Source organism: Natronospira elongata (assembly GCF_034931365.1).
In the GTDB taxonomy this organism is placed as follows: Bacteria; Pseudomonadota; Gammaproteobacteria; order Natronospirales; family Natronospiraceae; genus Natronospira; species Natronospira elongata.
The window spans coordinates 53,473-72,280 of sequence record NZ_JAYGII010000016.1 but is presented as its reverse complement, the minus strand read 5'-3'; the positions used below and the strand labels follow the sequence as shown (position 1 = coordinate 72,280).

Below are 18,808 nucleotides of genomic sequence, written 5' to 3'. Positions count from 1 at the left end.
GGAACCTCTGATTAATTCATTCGCACCCGCAGTTGGCGCTGAGAGCGTCTGATTCAAGGCGCATTGCGCAGCACAGTAGCCTCTGTGCTACGGGCAAGCAATGCAACGCAGAAGCAGGCGCTCTCAGCGTCAACCCCTTGTGGGCCAACGGGATTTCCCCTCTCGACTTCGTTACTCCTCGCTCATGTAGCACAGAGGCTACACTACGCTCGTCGCGCCTCGCGAGAGAAAAAATCCCGTTGGCTGCGGGCGCGAATGAATTAATCAGAGGTTCCCTAGTTGAATCCTTCCTTGTTGGCCGCCTTGAGGCGAGCCTGCTGCTTGTCAATCACACCACGGCGGACCAGGTCCTGGAGATTCTGGTCCAGCGTCTGCATGCCCGAGCCCTGGCCGGTCTGAATGGCGGAATACATCTGGGCCACCTTGCCCTCCCGGATCAGATTTCGAATGGCGGGTGTACCGATCATGATTTCATGGGCCGCCACCCGACCGCCGCCACTTTTCTTCAGCAGGGTCTGGGAAATGACAGCGCGCAGGGACTCGGACAGCATGGCCCGAACCATATCCTTCTCGGCGGCCGGGAAAACGTCGATGATCCGGTCAATGGTCTTGGCGGCGGAACTGGTGTGGAGGGTACCGAAGACCAGGTGGCCGGTCTCGGCCGCGGTCAGGGCCAGACGAATGGTTTCCAGGTCGCGCATCTCACCCACCAGAATCACGTCGGGGTCTTCCCGGAGCGCGGAGCGCAGGGCCTCGTTGAAGCCCAGGGTGTCCCGATGGACCTCGCGCTGGTTGATCAGGCATTTCTTGCTTTCATGCACGAACTCGATGGGGTCCTCCACCGTGAGGATATGCCCCATATGATTCTCGTTGATGTAGTTGATGATCGCGGCCAGCGTGGTGGATTTACCCGAACCGGTGGGACCGGTCACAAGAACGATGCCACGGGGCGTCTCGGCAATGTCCGAGAAAATCTTGGGAGCATTGAGGTCCTCAAGCGTCAGGATCTTGGAAGGAATGGTCCGAAAGACCGCCCCGGCCCCCCGCTTCTGATTGAAGGCATTGACGCGAAAGCGGGCCAGATCCGGGATTTCGAAGGAAAAGTCACACTCGAGGAACTCTTCGAAATCCTTGCGCTGCTTGTCATTCATGATGTCATAGACCATGGCGTGGACTTCCTTGTGCTCCATGGCCGGCATGTTTATCCGACGCACATCGCCATGAACTCGAATCATGGGCGGCACCCCGGAGGAGAGGTGCAGGTCGGAAGCATCATTCTTGACCGCGAAAGTCAGCAATTGGGCGATATCAACCGCCATGGGCAAACTCCTCTACTGCGTGGGCAATAACTGGCCATATCCGGCCCGGCGCTGTTAGTGCCCCCTTGAGTGGGCGTATCATATTCGGCCTGGTCCGCTGTGCGGGGAAGCCCGCAGTGAGCAAGATAGCGCTGAATGCGGGATCACCGCAAACCCGGAGCACCGATGGCATTGGAACAACAACAGAATTCCCTGGCCCAGGCTTTTCAGCGGGTTCATGAACGCTGCCGAATTGCGGCTGAGCGCCACCAGCGAAATCCCGAGGATATCCGCCTGCTGGCGGTGAGCAAGGCCAAGCCGGCGGCCCTGATTCGGGAAGCGGCAGCCCTGGGGCAACGGGAGTTTGGCGAGAACTACCTGCAGGAGGCGGTGGAGAAGATCGATTCCCTCTCGGACCTGCCCGATCTGATCTGGCATTTCATCGGCCCCCTCCAGTCCAACAAGACCCGTTCGGTGGCAGAACGGTTTGACTGGGTCCACAGCGTCGATCGGCTGAAGATTGCCCGCCGCCTGTCCGGGCAGCGCCCCGAATCCCTGCCTGATCTCAATGTCTGCATCCAGGTCAATATCAGTGAAGAGCCCCAGAAGGCCGGGGTCGCGCCTTCGGACGTGCCAGAGCTGGCGGATCAGGTGGCGGCACTGCCCCGGCTGCGGCTACGGGGACTGATGTGCCTGCCGGCCCCCAGCGACAGTGAAGACTCACAGCGACGCCCCTTCCGCGCCCTCAAGGCTCTGGCCGACCAGCTGCAGGCCCAGGGCCACGAACTGGACACCCTGTCCATGGGGATGTCGGCGGACCTGGAGGCGGCCATCGCCGAGGGCAGCACCCTGCTGCGAGTGGGGTCGGCCCTGTTCGGCGCGCGTGAGTGAGCTATCATGTGACGCCATAAACTACCGGCTAGCAAGGAGAAATAATGTCTGAGAGCACCATTGCCTTCATCGGCGGCGGCAATATGGCCCACAGTCTGGTGGGCGGTCTCATCGCCGGCGGCCGCTCGCCCCAGCACCTCTGGGTCGCCGATCCCTTTGTGGATCAGCTGGATACCCATCGTCACCGCCACGGGATCAACGTCACCCAGGAGAACACCGAAGCCGCCGCCCACGCCGATGTCATCGTGATGGCGGTCAAGCCCCAGATCCTCCGCGAGGCCGCCGCCCAGATCGCCAGTATCGTTCAGGAACGCCAGCCACTGGTGCTCTCCATCGCTGCCGGACTGCGTGAACCGGATATCAGCCGCTGGCTCGGGGGTAATGTGCCGGTGGTAAGGGCAATGCCCAATACCCCCTCCCTGCTCCGCTGCGGCGCCACCGCTCTCTACGCCAATCCCTCGGTAAGCGCGGCACAAAAGACCCTGGCCGAAGAGATCATGGCCGCGGTCGGAATGGCGCTATGGGTGGACGAGGAAGCCCATATGGACGCGGTCACCGCTACCTCCGGCAGCGGCCCGGCCTATTTCTTCCTGGTCATGGAGGCCATGGAGAACGCTGCCCGTTCCCTGGACCTGCCCCCGGAACTGGCCCGCCGCCTGGTCCTGCAGACCGCGCTTGGCGCCGCCCGCATGGCCAATGAAGGCGATGATGACCCGGCGACCCTGCGCGAAAAGGTGACCTCGCCCGGAGGGACCACCGCTGCGGCCCTGGAAGTGCTACGCGAGCAAGGCCTGGAGGAGTGCTTCAGAAAGGCCCTGACTGCCGCCCGGGACCGATCCCAAACCCTGTCCGACGAATTCGGCCGAGACTGAGGAGACGACACCCATGGGCAGCCTTGCCACGCCCCTGTCATTTCTCGTCAACACCCTGTTCAGCCTCTACACCCTGGCTGTCATTCTGCGTTTCCTGCTGCAACGCCAGGGCGCGGATTACTACAATCCCCTGAGCCAGTTGGTGATTCGAGCCACCGACCCGGTGCTCCGCCCCCTCTATCGCCTCATCCCGGTCTGGCGGCGCTTTGATCTTGCGGCGATTGTACTGATGCTGATCCTGCAGACCATCAATGTCACCCTGCTGGCACTGATCCAACCGGTGGCCTTCCCGGGGCCCCTGGCTCTGCCACTGCTGGCTGTGGTGAAACTGGTCATCCTCTTCATCACCCTGTTCATCTTCACCATTCTGGTGCAGGTCGTGGTGAGCTGGTTGAGCCCCGGCAATCCCAACCCGGTATTGGGGGCGCTCTGGTCACTGAACCGCCCCATCCTGCAGCCCCTGCGGCGCATGATGCCCAATCTCGGGGGCATAGATATCTCACCCATGCTGGCCATGATCGGGCTGTTCTTTCTCTATCTGCTGGTACAGCAACTCTTCCTGCCGGCCTGGTTGGTGCGCATGTAGGCGGAGCAAGCCTGACAGGCCCTGCTAAACTGATATCAGGGCTCTCAAGCTGGATACCGCTGAGGTGATTACCATGCGCACACTGATACTGACACTGACAGCCGTGCTGGCCATGCATGCCTGGCAGCCGGCCACGGCCGAAGTGGAACAATCCCGTGAAGTGAACGGGCACATAATCTACTTCAATGTGCTTCCCACCAGTGCACTGCCGGAAGCGATGGCGCGGACCTATGGCATCACCCGAAGTGACCGTCGCGTACTATTGAATGTGGCAGTCCATCGCACGGATGAGGACACGCCCCGACCGGTGGAAGCGGACATCGATGCCCAGGCGGTGAATCTCAGTGCCCAGTTGCGTCGATTCCGTATGCAGGAAATCCGGGAAAGCGGCGATGAAATGGGTGAGGCAATCTATTACATCGGCGATATCCGAATCTCCGAGGGTGAGACCCTCAATTTCACGGTGACTGTCGCCCCCCGGGATTCGGAAATCAGCGAGACCATCGAATTCCAGCGCACTTTCTAGGGCGGCCTGCGGCTGACCGCGAGGAAAGACTGTGCTAACTTGCGAAAGCAGTGTCGGCTTGCGGCCGCACGCTAGTTGATTTGCGAAAAACCCCCATTCGTCAAGGAGCCCTTAATGGCAACGCGAAAGAAGAAAACTGCCGCCAAGGCGGCCCAGAAACCACCGACAAAGGCGCAGCTTGTTTCCAAGATCGCTGATGACACCGGCCTCACTCGCAAGGATGTTCAGGCCGTGTTCGATTCCCTGAACAGTGAGATCAAGCGCAACATCGGCCGCCGTGGCCCCGGCTACTTCAATCTGCCGGGCCTGATGAAGATCAAGACGGTCAAGAAGCCCGCCACCAAGTCGCGCAAGGGTGTGAATCCCTTTACCGGCGAGGAAATCACCATCAAGGCCAAGCCTGCCCGCAAGGCCGTGAAGGTGACTGCACTCAAGGGTCTGAAAGAAATGATCTGATCGGTGCCCTTTGGCGCTGACCACGAAAACCCGCCTCATTGAGGCGGGTTTTTTTGTGCACCGGGTTTGTATATCGGGTTGCCTCCGATTTGTTGAGGCCCCTTCGAGGGCGGTGACGGGGGGCGTTCCGGTCCCTTTGCCGGTGGCCTTGCTCAGGACTGTGTGAGCCAGGATGGCGAACCCAGAGCCCCCAGGGATGGGTTCACGGCGTTCCTGAGCAAGGCCACCAGAACCTAAGCCGGCACACCCCCGTCACCGCCCTCGAAGGGGCCTCAACAAATCGAAGGCAACCACGCCCCCAACACCAGAAGCCAACCCCCCAATCCAACCCCACTATTCCAGAAAATCCAACAGAGTCCGGTGCAAGGGGGTCAGATGGCCGTGAAAGAAATGCCCGACCTCGGGAAAGGACTCGACCTGAGGTGGCGACTGGTAGGCGTCCGCCCAGGCAAAGACCGCTTCCGGGTCGACAATCTCATCGGCCTCCCCCTGGACCAGCAACCAGGGACAGTCGGGGCGAGACGGGCGGGAATCACCAAAGCGGGCAACCGGAGGCGCGATACTGATCAGCTTGTCCGGCCGGGCCCGAGCCGCCGCCTGGATGGATACCTGGGCACCAAAGGAAAAACCCCCAAGCCACAAGGGCAGATCCGGATACCGCTCCCGCAACCAGGCCACCGCCGCCAGGGCATCAGCGGTCTCGCCGACGGCATTGTCGAATTCCCCCTCACTCTTGCCCACACCACGAAAATTGAATCTCAGCGTGGCCGCACCAGCGTCCACCATCGCCCTGGCCAGGGTATGGGCAACCTTGTTGCGCATCGTGCCCTGATGCAGGGGATGCGGGTGACAGGCCACCCCGATGGCTCGCGGTTGCTTGGCGGGCAACTGAAACAAGGCCTCAAGCGCACCCACGGGGCCCGCTACGGTGATGGGTTCCGGCTGGTTGGAGGCTTTTGCCATCTTGGCGACTCCCTGACAGTATGAAGGGCCGCGAATTCTATCTCAGGGGAGCTTAGCGATGAAAATGGAAATTGACGGCATTGAAGACAACGCCCCCATACCGGAAACCTTCGCCTTCGGAATTCCTGATGAAAAAGACCCCATGACATTCGGCCCCAACCGGAATCCGGCCATTCGCTGGTCCGACCTGCCCGCAGGCACCCGCTCGCTGGTGATCCTGGTGGTGGACCCGGATGTGCCCAGCGAAGCGGATGACGTCAACCAGGAAGGTCGCACGGTGTCTGCGGATCTGCCTCGCGTGCCCTTCTACCACTGGGTCATGGTGGATATTGACCCGACGCTGGGGGAAATCGGCGAGGGCAGCTGCTCACAGGAAGTGACCCCGAAGGGCAAGTCCAATCCCCCAGGCCCGGCTGGCAGCCGCCAGGGGCTCAATGATTTCACCGGCTTTCTCGCCGGCGATCCGGACATGGGCGGCAGCTATTTCGGCTACGACGGCCCCTGCCCACCCTGGAACGATGAAATCCCCCACCGCTATCGCTTCCGCCTGATTGCCACCTCCCTGGAAACAATTCCGGTGGACGGGGATTTTCGAGGGCCGGAAGTGGAAGAAGCAATCAAGGGACATGTGCTGGGCGAGGCCAGCATTACCGGTCGCTACAGCCTGAACCCGTCGGTCCCCGCCTGAATAGAGTCGAAGCGGGCCGGCCGGAAATGAAGCTTCCGGCCGGCCTTATTCCTCGGGCAGCTCACTGGCCGGGACCGTGAACTCCACGATCTCCGTGCGGCGCTCGCCATCCTGCTCTGCGGGACTCACCTGACCGCTGAAATCTCGCGCCTGAACCCGCTGCAGGGCTTGCTCTTCGTAGACACCGGCCGGACGGGCGCCGACAACTTCGGCGTCTTCGATACTGCCATCGGGGTAGACCGTGAATTCCACCTGAACGAAGCCGGTGACCTGGCGCTCGGGAAGCTCAACCGTCTCCTCGGGCCGCTCCACCTCCCGCGGCCCCTCACGAACGAACTCACGCCGCGCTTCCCGCTCCCGGTCTTCCTGACCCGGGGTCTCGAACATCGTGGTCAGTCCGATCCGGTCAATCAGTTCCACCGTGTTCTCTTCCTGCTCGTCGCGGTCATAGAACCAGCGCACACCCACGGCTGCCATGGTCAACACCAGGACCGTGGCGATGACCGCACTGATCAACATTCTTACCCAAAGCATTCCTGTCATTCTCCCATCCCGTGGCGGGATGCTGATTGTCTAGGCTTTCGACCAGCGCGGCCGAAGATGATTCCCCATGGTAGAGGGCACTCTAGTCGTGCCGGACGATATCACCTTCCTTCATGACGAAGCGCACCTCCAGCATGCGACTGATATCTTCCAGGGGATTCCCGACTACCGCAACCAGATCCGCCAGCTTGCCCGCCTCCACGGTGCCGAGCTGATCGTCTATCCCCATCATGCGCGCCGTTTCCCGGGTGGCCGATTGGATGGCTGCCATTTCCGGCATGCCAGCCTCAACCATGTAAATGAACTCGCGGGCATTGTCTCCATGCGGTGAAACACCGCTGTCGGTGCCGAAGGCGATCTTTACCCCGCCTTCCCAGGCGCGGGCGAAGGTTTCCTGAATCAACGGCCCGATTTCCGCCGCCTTTTCGCGCACCTGGGGCGGGAAATAATCGGGTTTCTCCGCCATGTCGGCGACAAAGCGGCCCGCGGAAATCGTGGGCACGTACCAGGTGTCATGACGGCGCATCAGGCGGATGATACGCCGATCCATATAGGTGCCATGCTCAATGGAGCGGACGCCTGCGCGGATGGCGCGCTTCATGCCCTCACCACCGTGGGCATGGGCGGCGACATGAAAGCCATAGTCCTTGGCAGTGGTGACCAGGGCCTCCAGCTCCTCCTCGCTGAACTGGGGGTTCTCACCCGAATCCGCCAGGCTGAGTACGCCGCCGGTAGCGGTAATCTTGACCAGGTCGGCACCCTCCTTGTAGCGGTGTCGCACACCGGCTGCCGCTTCGGCACGGCCATTGATCACCCCCTCACGCGGACCTGGATCGCCCTCAAGCGCCTGCGACCAGCCACTGGTGGGGTCGGCATGGCCACCGGTGGTCGCCAGGGACTTGCCCGCCGCAAGGATCCTGGGTCCCGCGACGTGGCCGGCACGGATGGCATCCCGCAGCGAGGTGGACAGACCATGGCTATCACCGAGTTCCCGCACAGTGGTGAAACCGGCCTTGAGGGTTTTCTCGGCAAAAGATGTCATGCGGAAGGCCATGTCGGCCGGGTCTTCGGTGAACTGCCGGATATAGGCGTCCGGAGACATTTCCATCGACAGATGAGTATGGGCATCCATCAGCCCGGGCATGAGCGTGTGCTCATGCAGGCGGACCACCCGGTCCTGCTCAGGATCACCATGATAGCCGTCGCGAATGTCTTCTATCTGCTGCCGGCGAACCACCACGGTCACCTGCTCGCGGGCCTGGTCACTGGCACCGTCAATCAGCTTGGCGGCCTGGATATACAGAGTCTCGCCCGAGACCGGCTGGCTCATGAGCAATAACAAGGCCAGTGCGGCAAACAGTGTGCGCATGGAATTCTCCTGCCAATGAATAATGAGGGAAGATGCCGGGCGACCGGAACAGGCCGCCCGGCGGGTGATCACCAGATCCAGCGGCCACCGGGCCAGCGACGATAGAGATACTCATCAAACCCGAATACCCGACCGGCCGCCGTCGCAGCGAGAACGAAGAAGATAATTGCCCAGATGGCGTCGTAATTGGCCGCCGACCAGAAATCGATGCCTTTGGCGAAGTGGAAACTCAAAAGCAGCACAACGCCACCGGCCGCGGCAAGACGGGAGGCAACGCCAAAGATCAGGGCCAGACCCATGAACAATTCCCCATAGGCCACCATGAAGGAGAACAGACCGGGCGCGGCCATGACCACGTTTTCCAGAAACCAGGCATAGGCACCGGAAGCCCCCTCACGGGAATCATCGCCCGGGAATCCGGCGATGCTGGCCTGAACAAAGCCTTCCGCCGAAAAGTCCCCGGTGACCTTCCGCCAGCCGGGAATGATGAACATGATGCCGGTGGCGACGCGCAATACTGCCAGGGGCCAGGCTTGCAGCCGGACTCGGGCATGTTCCTTGAGAATATCCAGAATGGGCATGGTACTTGTCTCTCTTTGCAGTTTGTGACCCGGGAAAGTGTAGCGCTTCGGGCGAGAACTGCCATGGACTGTGCCCAAGCGCCCAAAATTCCGGCCCGGATGCAAAAAGCCGAGGCAGTTGCGGCATTCGACGACCGAATCTGGTACATTTAGCGCCTTTCGGGCGTCCCCGGTCCGGCTCGTGGCCGAGCACGTGGTGACGCCACGCTCCGGATTGAAACCCAAACACTTGAGGGCCGACGCCGCGGCCCCGGACTGCACGCCGAGAAGCTGGAGACGGAAACGATGCGCAAAGCACTGGTGACCCTGGCCCTTGCGGCCCTGATGACCACCTTCAATGCCCACGCGGAGGGCGACAAGGACGCCGGTCGCGTCCTCTCCGACACCTGTGTCGGCTGCCACGGTGTGGCGGGCTATGCCAATGCCTACCCCACCTACAAGGTGCCCAAGATCGCCGGGCAACACGCCGCCTACGTGGTCACCTCCCTTGAGGCCTATCGTGACGGCGAGCGCCAGCACCCGACCATGGTCGGTCAGGCCGGCGGCCTGAGCGATGCGGAAATCCGCGACATTGCCGCCTTCCTGGCGTCGGAAGAGCGGGAAGAGGCGCGCGCCTATGCCCGTGCCCGAGCGGTGGGCAACCCGGTCCGGGGTGGCGAGGTCGCCGAGGACCGCGGCTGCCAGGCCTGCCACGGCGCCGACGGCAACAGCCCGGAAGGCCTGATGCCGCCAAGCCCGGTCCTGGCCGGACAATATGCGGACTACCTCTACCAGTCTCTGCGCCAGTACAAGGACGGCACCCGCGACAATGCCGTCATGACTGGCCAGGTCCAGAACCTGAGTGATCGCGATATGCGGGATCTGGCCGCCTTCTACGCCAGCCAGGAAGGCAAGCTTAAGGTCATGGATCAGTACCGCCGATAAACAGGCGATTTCTACCGGTCATCTGGAAACAGCCCGCTTCGGCGGGCTGTTTCTTGTTGCATATATGCGATTCCCGTATAATTCCGGCCAGATTTGCAAGTCAACTTGCAGCGAAAAAGGTAAACCCGTTGAAAAACGGGGGCGCAAAATCACCGGTCTAAGGGGCGCAGGCCCTACGATGGCGGGATTGCCGAAAGCAAGTGCTTCTTTGCCCGGACCCCCCCTCCCTTGGCAAAGAAAGGACTCCCCCCGACCGCCATCGGGTCTGCGCTCCTTTTTTTTAACCCTGGAATGGCCCCCTGTTGGTGGGTTGAGCGTCCTTTAGGACGCCTGCTTCTGCGTGACTTCGGCCATCCATGGGCTCCGCCCTTTGGGGCTGGATGGCGATTGGCTCGGGATGGGGGTTATTCGACGCGGCGGACGCGGACGGCGGGGTGCTTGTCGCCGATGTCCATCAGGAAGCTGTTCATGGCTGCCCGACGGACGGTGACTTCGGTCTCTTCCGGGGCGGGGGCGCCGAAGCTTCGGGGTGGGGGCGTGACCACCTGCCAGACCTGGTCGTTGTCCAGATGAATCCGCTGCCCGCGATCCCAGTCTTCCAGAGGCCGGCCCAGGCGAGTCCGCATGCGATCGTGGCGACGGGCGGCGGGATGTTCATCCTGCAGCCCGAAGGTGGCAAAGGGATAGTCCTCGCTTTGCTCCCAGGCCCGCATGGTTGCCTGATCCATCTCCCCACCGCTGGCTAGCGCCCGGGTCAGGGCCGAATCCAGTGCCCGCAACTCCTCCTGGTCCAGGGCCCCGAGGCCCGCAGCCTCGAATTCCTCATCAGTTAGCAATTGCTCCACTGACACCGGGCCGTCAAGCCTGTCACCACCAGTGGCACAGGCGGCCATGAAGCAGACGGCGATGATTGAGCCCGGGGCGGTCAAACAACGGTTCATTGACATTGGCGATCTATACTCGACGCGTTTTCGGTTTGGTCCCGTATAATGGGCGGCTTTGTCACTGATCTCAAGCGAGGCCGCCCAGTTCGGCCCAGAAGGACCACCAATGCCTGAGCAATCCGGCCCACGGCAAGTCATCGAACGGGACGGCACCCGCTTCACGCTCCTGGGCACCGCCCATGTGTCCCTGGCCAGCGCGGAAGAAGCGGAAGCACTCGCTCAGGACGAACGCTTTGATGCCGTGGCAGTGGAGTTGTGCGAGACCCGCCACCAGGCCATGCGGGATCCGTCGCACATGGCCAACCTGGACCTTTTCCAGGTCTTTCGCCAGGGCAAGGGCGGCATGGTGGCGGCGAGTTTGATGCTGGGCGCCTATCAGCGCCGGCTCTCTGAACAACTGGGGACCGAACCAGGGGCTGAGATGCGACGGGCCGAAGACGCCGCCGTGAAACGGGGCGCGCCGGTCTGGCTGGTGGACCGGGAGATTGGAACCACACTCAAGCGCGTGTACCGGGCCCATCGCTGGTGGGAGCGGCTGCCGTTGCTGGCCGGCCTGTTTGCATCCCTGCTCAGCCGGGAGAAGGTCTCGGAGGCCGAGATCGAGCGCCTCAAGGAAGGCGATGTGATCGAGAACAGCTTCAGGGAACTGGCGGAACAGTCCGACACCCTCTACCAGAAGCTGGTGGCTGAGCGGGACGAGTACATGGCGCAACGCCTGCTGGCGGAACTGGAGTCATGTGAGGAACGACCCAGGGAAGTTCTGGTTGTGGTCGGCGCCGGCCATCTCAAGGGCCTGGCCAAGGCATTATCCGAAGCCCCCCGGGACCCGGAGCATGAACTGGCGCTGGCCCGCCTGCCCCGTCCCGCCCGCTGGCCCAAGGTCCTGCCATGGGCCATCGTCGCCATCATTCTCAGCGGCTTTGCCCTGGGTTTTGCCCGCAGTCCTGAACTGGGCCTTCGCATGGCCGCGGACTGGGTGCTGATCAATGGCGGTTTTTCCGCCCTGGGGGCCGCCGCCGCCCTGGCTCACCCGCTAACCATTATCGGCTCCATGCTGGCCGCCCCGCTGACCTCATTGAACCCGACCATCGGCGCGGGTTTCGTGGCCGCGGCACTGGAGCTCAGCCTGCGCAAGCCGCGAGTCGCGGATTTCCAGTCACTGCGTGACGACGTCATCAATTGGTGGGGCTGGTGGCAGAACCGGGTAGCCCGAACCCTGCTGGTCTTCCTGTTCGTCACCCTGGGCTCGGCCCTGGGCACCTATCTGGGTGGTTTCCGAGTCTTTGAGCACCTGCTGGCCGGCTAAGCCCATGCCCTAACGGCTAACCAGATACATCAGCAGCAGCACGAACAGGATGACGCCGCTCAATGGCAGGAACAACCCGCCCCAGTCCTTGGGCGCTTCTCGGCTTTCCTTCAGCATCGTACCCAGACCGCGGCCAAAGAAAAGAACCACGACCAACAGCAATACCCCAAGCAGCAATAACTCAAATCCGGACATTTCAGTGCCCATGCAGCCCTTCTCCCTTGATGGATCTCATGGTCAATTCCTGAGGAACCTCTGAGTGTGCAGCCAATCTCTATAGACAGGTTGCAGCTCATCAGGCCAGGACGCGGAAACAACCCAATCACTTTACACTGTGCCAGGCTTGGGCTGAAATGGAAGCTTCCCGCCAATCGCTCAACAACTGCCGGAGTGCACCATGCGTATTCATGACCGCTCGTCGCTCGCCACTGCCCTGATCGCAATGACCTTCACTGTCGCTGCCTGCACATGGGTTCGGCCGGAGTCAGGCACTGAAGGAATAGCCTTGATCAGCGAAGAACAAGCCGAAGCCTGCGAGCGCATTTCCTCGGTGGAGGTGTCCGTGCTCGCTCGGGTCGCCGGTATGGACCGCCATCAGGATGCGGTGGAAAGCGATCTCATCACCCTGGCCCGCAATCATGCCGTTGAACGCGGTGGTGACACCATTGCAGCCCTGAGCGAAATCGACAGTGGAAAGCAGCGCTATGGGGTTTATCGCTGCAGGGACGTGGATGTCGAGCCCAATGGAGATGCCGTGGAAGACGATGACGATGATGAAGGCGTCGTCGTGCGCGAGTATGAGGGATGAAGAATCCATCTGCCGCATTATCTTCCAGATCAATCTGGAGCGGCAGGATATGGAAAATTACTACGCTGGGCGCCTGACTCGTTTCGCCGGCCTCAGTGAGGATGGGCGACGAGTGGTGCTGCCGGCCAGTGCTTTTCGGCCGTTTGTCACCGAATCCGGTGTACACGGCCGTTTTGAGCTGGTCTACCAGCTCACCGAGAAACGCATTGTCTCACTCCGGCGGTTGGCACCGAATAGTGACTGATAAGCGGATTGAACTAGGCGCCCGCAGCAAAGTCCCAAGCCCCACAGGCCCGACCCTTCTCGGGGATGATCACTGCAGAAGAAAAAGGAGACAGACATGGGCAAGCAGACCCTACTCCCTACCCTGTTGATCACACTGTTTTTTCTGGCACCGTCAGCCTGGGCCGGAGACTGCAGCATTACCGTGGACAGCGATGACGCCATGAGTTTCGATACCGATGAGATCGTCATCGACCAGAGCTGCGATGTGATCGAACTGACCCTGACCCACTCCGGCGATCTGGGGATTGAGGCAATGGGCCACAACATCGTCTTTACCCGTGCCGAAGATCTGGAAGCTCTCGCCCAGGATGCCATGGAGGCAAGCGATGATGATTATGTCCCCGCTGGCGATGAGCGGGTGATCGCAGCCACCGACCTGATCGGCGGGGGGGAAAGTACAACCCTTGAACTGGACCCGTCGCTGTTCGAAGAAGACGGTGATTACCGCTTCTTCTGCTCTTTTCCGGGCCACTGGGGTGCCATGCAGGGCGAGGTTGTGATCCGTTAGGCGGCAAAGGCCTCGCGGGTGATAACCTGCAATAACTCCTGCTCACCGCCGTCCGGCTCAATGACCTGATCAATGTATTGTTGACGCTCATTGGCCGAGACGGCGGCCAGGTCATAAAGCGGCAGACGGGAATCACTGCTGCCATCCGGTCGACGGTAGATGCAAACCACCGGCTGCAGACGGCGGGTCACGGGGGTGTGAACCACCACTGCCTCGGCTCCACTGCCCAATCGCACCCGCGTACCCGCCGGATAGATGCCGGTGCAGCGAACAAAGGCCTCCACCAGACTGCGCCCCCAGGTATTGTCAGCATCACGCATCAAGGTGGTCACAGCCTGATAACCAGACAGCCGCGGCCGATCCAGACGATTGGAGGTCATGCTGTCATAGGCATTGGCCACCGCCACCACGCGTATGGGCAGCTCCAGCTCATTGCCTTTCAAACCTTCCGGGAAGCCTTGGCCGTCAATCCTTTCATGGTGGTAGCGGACGATTCGCTGGACCGTATCAGGAAGAGCACCCCCGGCCAGAAGGTGACTGCCAATAAGCGGGTGGCGGCGGATCTGGCCCCACTCCTCGCGACTCAACGGCCCCGGCTTATTCAACAGTTCGGGCGACAGGCTAAGCTTGCCGATATCGTGCAGCAGGGCACCAAACCCCACCGCCGCCACCTCGGCAGGCGGCAGCTCCAGTTCCCGAGCCAGTAGCAGGGCACGCAGACTGACATTGATCGAATGATCCAGCAGCCTGTCTTCATGCTGCTGCAGATTGGCCAACCAGTGAGCGACTTCCGGGTAGCTGGCCACCAGCCCGTCCAGGCGGGCGGCCGACTGGACCAGACGGTTGGACATGGCACCGCCTTCCTTCCTGCGTATCCGCTCAAAGGCCTGAGCCAAGCACTCCGCTGCAAAACGGCGGGCTGCCAGTCCGTCCCTCATGCCCTGGTGCAATCGCTTGCTGAGACTGATGACATCGCTTGCGGAAGCGTCTTTGACCTGCTGACTGCCAGTGCCCGACCCATCCGGCCTGGGAGTGGACGCGGGCAACTCGCGTGAACGCTCCCCGTCCACCCAGACGTACTCACAATGCTCCCGGAGTGCTCGGATATCGGCTTCGGTCTCAACCATGAAGCCCTGAAACAGGAAAGGTGTCTCCGTCCAGGGACGGTCAAGCTCACTGACGTAGAGCCCCGGAACCAGTTCGTCAACGGAGACGCGGAGTTGCTTCACCTGGAGACCTCTAGTCCTGTGAGTAAAGCTGGGTCAGCTCACGGGCGACCAATTCGGGATCGCCCAGCTGTTGCTCCAGCATGCGCCGCAGTTGGACGAATCCGGCCACGTCGAACATGTCCCAGTCACAGGCCACTTTCTCAGCCTCCACGCGGACCACATTGACTTCCATTTCCACGGGTGCCCCGCCCTCAAGCGCAATGCTCAACAGGCTGCGATCACCCTCATTCCCAGGCCATCCCTCGGGCCGGGTAAGAAGCGCCCCCTTAACGGAAACATTCAATAACTCGCAAGGCCATTGGCTGCCGTCAGTATTGAGACGAGCATCCGCCCGGAAGTCCACCCGCGTATGCCTGCGCCTCTCTTGCTTATCCGACTCTGTCGCCATCACGCCTCCCCGGCAGCCGCCCATTGTCAGCTGTTAGTCGTTATCAGCCCGGTGTTCCAGCTCCTGCTCTTCGATGTAATCCCTCAGGGCCTCATTGCGGGCCATGGCGGATCTAACGCGCTGGTAGCTCTCCGAATCAAGGCCGGCCTCACGGATCATTTCCAGTCGCTCACGGGTCATTTCCCGCTGCATCTCACCCGCGTCCTGCCCTTCGTCCCGATTACGCAGGCGCTGGACAAAATCCCGCTCCAGCTCAACCACCCGGTAATGAACGCTGGCAAAGGCATCCACTTCCTCCCGGTCCAGCTCACCGAAAATGGCGTCCTCTTCGGCTTCCTGCTCCTGCTGCTCCATTTGCTGCTCAGGCATGGGCTGGGCGATTGCCGCGCTCGCCAAAAAAGCGAAAATCAACACGCTGAGAGGCATTCTCCACATTGCTCTTCTCTCCAGACTCGATCAGGGCGGGCCTTGGGCCCGATGGAAACAAGCGCCTGCACCCGCGCCGGGCGGCAACGGTGCGGCAACCTGTATAGGCTACCACAGGCCGAGCAAAGCGCCCCCAGGGACGCGACCTGCGGCATCGGCCCGCCGGTCAGACGGGGATGCTGCATTTGACGGCGGCGCACGTATAATGGCGGCCGTTTACCCCGCCCCACGCCCGGGGCCGGTCATTATCAGCCGCTGCAAAGGATCGGGCACGCCAATGAGAAAACACAGTGTCTTTCTCGTCATTGCCATGGGCCTGCTGCCCTGGTCGCCAACCCCCGTGTCTGCCGAAGGCCTCGGCGGCGCCCAGGACTTCGCCGCCCGCGACTGGCAGGGGGACCGACAACGCCCCAATGAACGACAGCCCAGTCCTCGCCGCGGTGGACTGGACTTTGACTATTCCCACATCAGCGTCTGGGCCGGTACCGAGGAACTGGACGAGAGTGGCCTTGAGGGCGATAGCTGGCGAGTCGAAGGGGCCTACGAAACCGGCGAGAGCAGCTATGTCTTCCTCAACTGGCAGGAGGGGGATTACGAGGAACTTGGCAGCCGGGTCAGCCGCGAACTTGGCCTGGGCCTGCATGAACACTATGCCGACCGCAGTTCCTTCTTCGTCACCCTGAGCTATTTGCAGGATCGCTGGAGTGACGATGAGCTGTCCCGTTCGGACTGGAATCTCCTGCGGGGTCGCTACGGTGTCCGGGCCCGGCCCACCGACCGCCTGGAATTAGACGCGGCCGTGGTCTACAGCCGGGCAACGGGGTCCACCGATCTGGACAGCCGCTGGAGTTTCGACCTGGGCCTGTCGGTCTACCTGGGCGACAATATCGCCTTGCGCGCGGCGGGTATTGACCTGGATGGCCTGCAGCCGAGCACCCAGCTGGGGCTGAGAGTGGAGTTTGCGGGCTTCTAGTCCGAATGCCGCGGGGGCCAGCCAAAGCGGCCCCCGCGGATGGACGCAGGTATCAGCGCAGAGGCATGCCCGGCAGGATCGGTGTCCAGCCGCCGATCTGAATGCCCTGGTCCTGAACATGGAGCATGGCCATCCGGCTTTGATCCACCAGACGCAGATCCCGCAGCACCGCATCCCGCGGTGGCTCGCCCGGGAAGCTCAGCACCAGCTCGTGGGCGCCGGGCTCAAGCCAGCGGGCGGCATGGGCCGTGCCCGCACCGGGCAGGCTGGCCCGCAATTCATAGCGACCGGCCGTGCCCACTTCCACGCCAAGACGCAGACGCCACTCGCCACGCTCGCGTTCAAGGGCGATCCGACCATCCAGGCGAGCGGTGGGCGGTACCCCCTCAAAGGCGACGCGCACATCCCGTCGCACGGGACCGTCGGGACCGCGGGCCTGGATTCTGCCTTCCAGCTCCCAGAGACCGGGCTCAACCGCACTCAGCCGGGGCAGAGTGACCGTGGACAGATCATCCACCCGCATGCGCTCACCGGAGGGGCTGTGCAGCCAGGCTTCCACCGATTCCACTTTCAGATTCCGCAGGCCAGCCACGCCGGCTTCCGCCGACAGGCTCTCGCCCAGACTCACCAATGGCTGGGAAGCGGAGATCACGCCCACGGCCGGGCTCTCCGGTTCGAACACATGGACCTGATAGCGACCGCCGCGCATCAAGGCTTCCCGCCGAACCTGCAAGGTCGCCTCCCCGGCCGCAATGCGCCGGTCCAGGCGGAAAGCGAGGGTATCGGGACCAAACACCTCCCTTGCCGCCTGCTGATGTTCCGCCCCCGCCAATTCCCGGGCCGCCGCACGGCCCTGCAGGGCCCAGGGCCCCTGACGGATCTCCACATCACGGCCCTGGAGCTGACGCGCACCTGAGGATCCCACCGGCGACAGCCTGACGACGGCGCCCGCTGCGCTCAAGGGCAGAGACACCCCATCGGCCAGTCTGGCCGCACTCACCTCGAGTCGGTAGCTGCGGCTCTCACCCTCGGGGGCCTGCAGCCCGCCGCTGTGAATCTTTCCATCCGAGGCGGGCATGAAAATGCTCGCCGCCTCACCACGAGGACCCTCCGGCCTTTCAGAAACCTGGGCCATCTGGGTGGTCCGGACGCTGCCCTGAAAATCGTCACTTGCCGGCGGCAGCAGACGGACTTGCTCGGCCGCTGCCGCCACGGGCAGGCTGGCCACCACCATCACGGTCAGAATTCGCTGAAACATGATTTCCCCTTGAATAAAGCAGTTTCTCACTGAAACCAATCTCGGACTCAGAGATCGTCTCGCAGAATATTGTCCAGCCCGAAGCAGGGCCGGCGGCTCTGGTTGTGGCTGAGGACATAACCGTTATCCATCATCCAGGTGTCCTCAAACCAGACATGACCGGCACCGGACTGGCTGTCACATTCGAGGAAGCCGTCGGCGCAACTGTCGAGCCAGGCCTGGGTGACGGCCAGTCCCACGTTGTAGTGGTAGCCACCGCAGTAGCTATTGCCGCTCCAGACGGCGACCCGAACGTTACTGCCCACCACGGACCAGAAGCCGCGGGGCAGAGAGGGGCGGCCGTCGGTGCCCAGCAACCAATTCTGGTTGTAGTGCGCCATCCAGTGAGTCTGCTGCATGCGAACGGCATCATTCTGGTAGCCCAGCAGCCAGCCCAGAGAGGACTCGAAGACATTACCTTCCATGACCGCGTTGGCCAGCGGTGTGCCCAGGCTGGAGGGGGCCAGGGCATTGACCCAGCGGGTGGCTTCAATGATGTCCGGGTAGCGACCATCCCAGGTGGGGTTGGAGAGGATCCAGCGCATGACGTTGCCGCCATTGGAATGGGTAATCACCACCAGATCATCGATGTCGTGGGCATGGATGAAATCATACAGTTGCCCGGCCAGGCAGCCGGCGGCCGCCTCATCCCACATGTACTGCTCGAAATCGCAATTCACCACCACATGCCTGGCGGTGTCGTCCAGGCCGGATGCGACCGAGTCGACCATCGCGGCTGTCCAGTAGTCATTGCGGGCATCGGTCTGACTGCCTGTGCCATGCACGAAGGCAACGCCGGTATTGGCGAACAAGGCCGGCGCCAGTAACAGACAGGCAATCCCCATACAGAGTCGTGCCACCATAAAGGCCCTCCCGTTTCGTTGATTCTGGAAAACAGGAGCGACCCGCGGGCCGCTCCTTGTGTAGCCGAAACGCAACAGACTGCC

The 18,808-nt window shown here is 62.1% G+C and carries 24 protein-coding genes and 1 riboswitch; of the genes, 12 read left to right on the top strand and 12 right to left on the bottom strand.

Annotated elements, in window-relative coordinates; translation table 11 throughout:
• Nucleotides 1–275: 275 nt before the first annotated feature.
• Nucleotides 276–1,319 (bottom strand): type IV pilus twitching motility protein PilT, encoded by a 1,044-nt coding sequence (locus VCB98_RS08755; RefSeq protein ID WP_346051793.1) that lies wholly within the window; start codon nt 1,317–1,319, stop codon nt 276–278.
• 165 nt (nt 1,320–1,484) lie between these two features.
• On the opposite strand from VCB98_RS08755, the gene VCB98_RS08750 reads away from it, so the two are divergent.
• From VCB98_RS08750 to VCB98_RS08730, 5 genes are all read left to right on the top strand, one after another.
• On the top strand, nt 1,485–2,189 hold the full coding sequence (locus VCB98_RS08750) for a YggS family pyridoxal phosphate-dependent enzyme (protein ID WP_346051791.1): 705 nt from the start codon (nt 1,485–1,487) through the stop codon (nt 2,187–2,189).
• A 44-nt stretch (nt 2,190–2,233) separates the two neighbouring features.
• Nucleotides 2,234–3,061 (top strand): pyrroline-5-carboxylate reductase, encoded by an 828-nt coding sequence (proC, locus tag VCB98_RS08745; protein WP_346051789.1) that lies wholly within the window; start codon nt 2,234–2,236, stop codon nt 3,059–3,061.
• A gap of 13 nt (nt 3,062–3,074) precedes the next feature.
• Entirely contained in the window at nt 3,075–3,647 is a 573-nt protein-coding gene (locus tag VCB98_RS08740) for a YggT family protein (RefSeq protein WP_346051787.1), read from the top strand.
• Between the two features lie 73 nt (nt 3,648–3,720).
• The gene (locus tag VCB98_RS08735; RefSeq protein ID WP_346051785.1) at nt 3,721–4,173 is read left to right on the top strand and encodes a DUF4426 domain-containing protein; all 453 of its coding nucleotides are present in this window, start codon (nt 3,721–3,723) and stop codon (nt 4,171–4,173) included.
• A gap of 114 nt (nt 4,174–4,287) precedes the next feature.
• Entirely contained in the window at nt 4,288–4,629 is a 342-nt protein-coding gene (locus VCB98_RS08730) for an HU family DNA-binding protein (protein ID WP_346051783.1), read from the top strand.
• A gap of 333 nt (nt 4,630–4,962) precedes the next feature.
• Here the strand turns inward: VCB98_RS08730 and VCB98_RS08725 are convergent, their stop codons facing one another.
• Nucleotides 4,963–5,592 (bottom strand): alpha/beta hydrolase, encoded by a 630-nt coding sequence (locus VCB98_RS08725; RefSeq protein ID WP_346051781.1) that lies wholly within the window; start codon nt 5,590–5,592, stop codon nt 4,963–4,965.
• Between the two features lie 58 nt (nt 5,593–5,650).
• On the opposite strand from VCB98_RS08725, the gene VCB98_RS08720 reads away from it, so the two are divergent.
• Nucleotides 5,651–6,280 (top strand): YbhB/YbcL family Raf kinase inhibitor-like protein, encoded by a 630-nt coding sequence (locus VCB98_RS08720; protein ID WP_346051779.1) that lies wholly within the window; start codon nt 5,651–5,653, stop codon nt 6,278–6,280.
• Between the two features lie 45 nt (nt 6,281–6,325).
• Here the strand turns inward: VCB98_RS08720 and VCB98_RS08715 are convergent, their stop codons facing one another.
• From VCB98_RS08715 to VCB98_RS08705, 3 genes are all read right to left on the bottom strand, one after another.
• Nucleotides 6,326–6,823 carry a TonB family protein gene (locus VCB98_RS08715; protein WP_346051777.1) on the bottom strand — a complete coding sequence of 166 codons (498 nt, stop codon included), beginning with the start codon at nt 6,821–6,823 and terminating at the stop codon, nt 6,326–6,328.
• 82 nt (nt 6,824–6,905) lie between these two features.
• A complete protein-coding gene (locus VCB98_RS08710) occupies nt 6,906–8,192 on the bottom strand; it encodes a metal-dependent hydrolase family protein (protein WP_346051776.1) in 1,287 nt (428 codons plus the stop codon).
• 68 nt (nt 8,193–8,260) lie between these two features.
• The gene (locus VCB98_RS08705) at nt 8,261–8,773 is read right to left on the bottom strand and encodes a DoxX family protein (protein ID WP_346051774.1); all 513 of its coding nucleotides are present in this window, start codon (nt 8,771–8,773) and stop codon (nt 8,261–8,263) included.
• A 285-nt stretch (nt 8,774–9,058) separates the two neighbouring features.
• Between VCB98_RS08705 and VCB98_RS08700 the strand changes: the two genes are divergently transcribed.
• Nucleotides 9,059–9,697 carry a c-type cytochrome gene (locus tag VCB98_RS08700; RefSeq protein WP_346051772.1) on the top strand — a complete coding sequence of 213 codons (639 nt, stop codon included), beginning with the start codon at nt 9,059–9,061 and terminating at the stop codon, nt 9,695–9,697.
• 108 nt (nt 9,698–9,805) lie between these two features.
• Nucleotides 9,806–9,892, top strand: a riboswitch (cyclic di-GMP riboswitch).
• A gap of 209 nt (nt 9,893–10,101) precedes the next feature.
• On the opposite strand, the gene VCB98_RS08695 is transcribed toward VCB98_RS08700, so the two are convergent.
• Complete coding sequence (locus tag VCB98_RS08695) at nt 10,102–10,638, bottom strand: hypothetical protein (RefSeq protein WP_346051770.1); 537 nt, start codon at nt 10,636–10,638, stop codon at nt 10,102–10,104.
• 109 nt (nt 10,639–10,747) lie between these two features.
• Between VCB98_RS08695 and VCB98_RS08690 the strand changes: the two genes are divergently transcribed.
• Entirely contained in the window at nt 10,748–11,947 is a 1,200-nt protein-coding gene (locus VCB98_RS08690; protein ID WP_346051768.1) for a TraB/GumN family protein, read from the top strand.
• Nucleotides 11,948–11,956: 9 nt separating this feature from the next.
• Here VCB98_RS08690 and VCB98_RS08685 read toward each other — a convergent pair whose 3' ends face one another.
• The gene (locus VCB98_RS08685) at nt 11,957–12,154 is read right to left on the bottom strand and encodes a hypothetical protein (RefSeq protein ID WP_346051766.1); all 198 of its coding nucleotides are present in this window, start codon (nt 12,152–12,154) and stop codon (nt 11,957–11,959) included.
• Between the two features lie 190 nt (nt 12,155–12,344).
• Between VCB98_RS08685 and VCB98_RS08680 the strand changes: the two genes are divergently transcribed.
• The 3 genes from VCB98_RS08680 to azu all read left to right on the top strand — a co-directional run bounded on the left by VCB98_RS08680 (nt 12,345) and on the right by azu (nt 13,548).
• Nucleotides 12,345–12,755, top strand: coding sequence for a DUF4156 domain-containing protein (locus VCB98_RS08680; RefSeq protein ID WP_346051764.1), 411 nt, complete (start codon nt 12,345–12,347; stop codon nt 12,753–12,755).
• The gene (locus tag VCB98_RS08675; protein WP_346051762.1) at nt 12,745–12,999 is read left to right on the top strand and encodes a DUF2835 family protein; all 255 of its coding nucleotides are present in this window, start codon (nt 12,745–12,747) and stop codon (nt 12,997–12,999) included. The genes VCB98_RS08680 and VCB98_RS08675 overlap by 11 nt, the downstream gene beginning before the upstream one ends.
• 96 nt (nt 13,000–13,095) lie before the next feature.
• A complete protein-coding gene (azu, locus tag VCB98_RS08670) occupies nt 13,096–13,548 on the top strand; it encodes an azurin (protein WP_346051761.1) in 453 nt (150 codons plus the stop codon).
• On the opposite strand, the gene VCB98_RS08665 is transcribed toward azu, so the two are convergent.
• The 3 genes from VCB98_RS08665 to VCB98_RS08655 are packed head-to-tail and all read right to left on the bottom strand — an operon-like array spanning nt 13,545 to nt 15,534.
• Nucleotides 13,545–14,777 (bottom strand): HD-GYP domain-containing protein, encoded by a 1,233-nt coding sequence (locus VCB98_RS08665; protein ID WP_346051759.1) that lies wholly within the window; start codon nt 14,775–14,777, stop codon nt 13,545–13,547. The two genes, azu and VCB98_RS08665, sit on opposite strands and share 4 nt — an antisense overlap.
• Before the next feature lie 10 nt (nt 14,778–14,787).
• Complete coding sequence (locus VCB98_RS08660) at nt 14,788–15,165, bottom strand: PilZ domain-containing protein (protein WP_346051757.1); 378 nt, start codon at nt 15,163–15,165, stop codon at nt 14,788–14,790.
• 33 nt (nt 15,166–15,198) lie between these two features.
• Nucleotides 15,199–15,534: a DUF4168 domain-containing protein gene (locus VCB98_RS08655; RefSeq protein WP_346051755.1), complete on the bottom strand. Its 336-nt coding sequence runs from the start codon at nt 15,532–15,534 to the stop codon at nt 15,199–15,201.
• A 334-nt stretch (nt 15,535–15,868) separates the two neighbouring features.
• Between VCB98_RS08655 and VCB98_RS08650 the strand changes: the two genes are divergently transcribed.
• Nucleotides 15,869–16,564 carry a hypothetical protein gene (locus tag VCB98_RS08650; protein WP_346051753.1) on the top strand — a complete coding sequence of 232 codons (696 nt, stop codon included), beginning with the start codon at nt 15,869–15,871 and terminating at the stop codon, nt 16,562–16,564.
• 52 nt (nt 16,565–16,616) lie between these two features.
• On the opposite strand, the gene VCB98_RS08645 is transcribed toward VCB98_RS08650, so the two are convergent.
• On the bottom strand, nt 16,617–17,822 hold the full coding sequence (locus VCB98_RS08645) for a DUF4785 domain-containing protein (RefSeq protein WP_346051751.1): 1,206 nt from the start codon (nt 17,820–17,822) through the stop codon (nt 16,617–16,619).
• Between the two features lie 47 nt (nt 17,823–17,869).
• Nucleotides 17,870–18,724, bottom strand: coding sequence for a hypothetical protein (locus tag VCB98_RS08640; RefSeq protein ID WP_346051749.1), 855 nt, complete (start codon nt 18,722–18,724; stop codon nt 17,870–17,872).
• Nucleotides 18,725–18,808 lie beyond the last annotated feature (84 nt).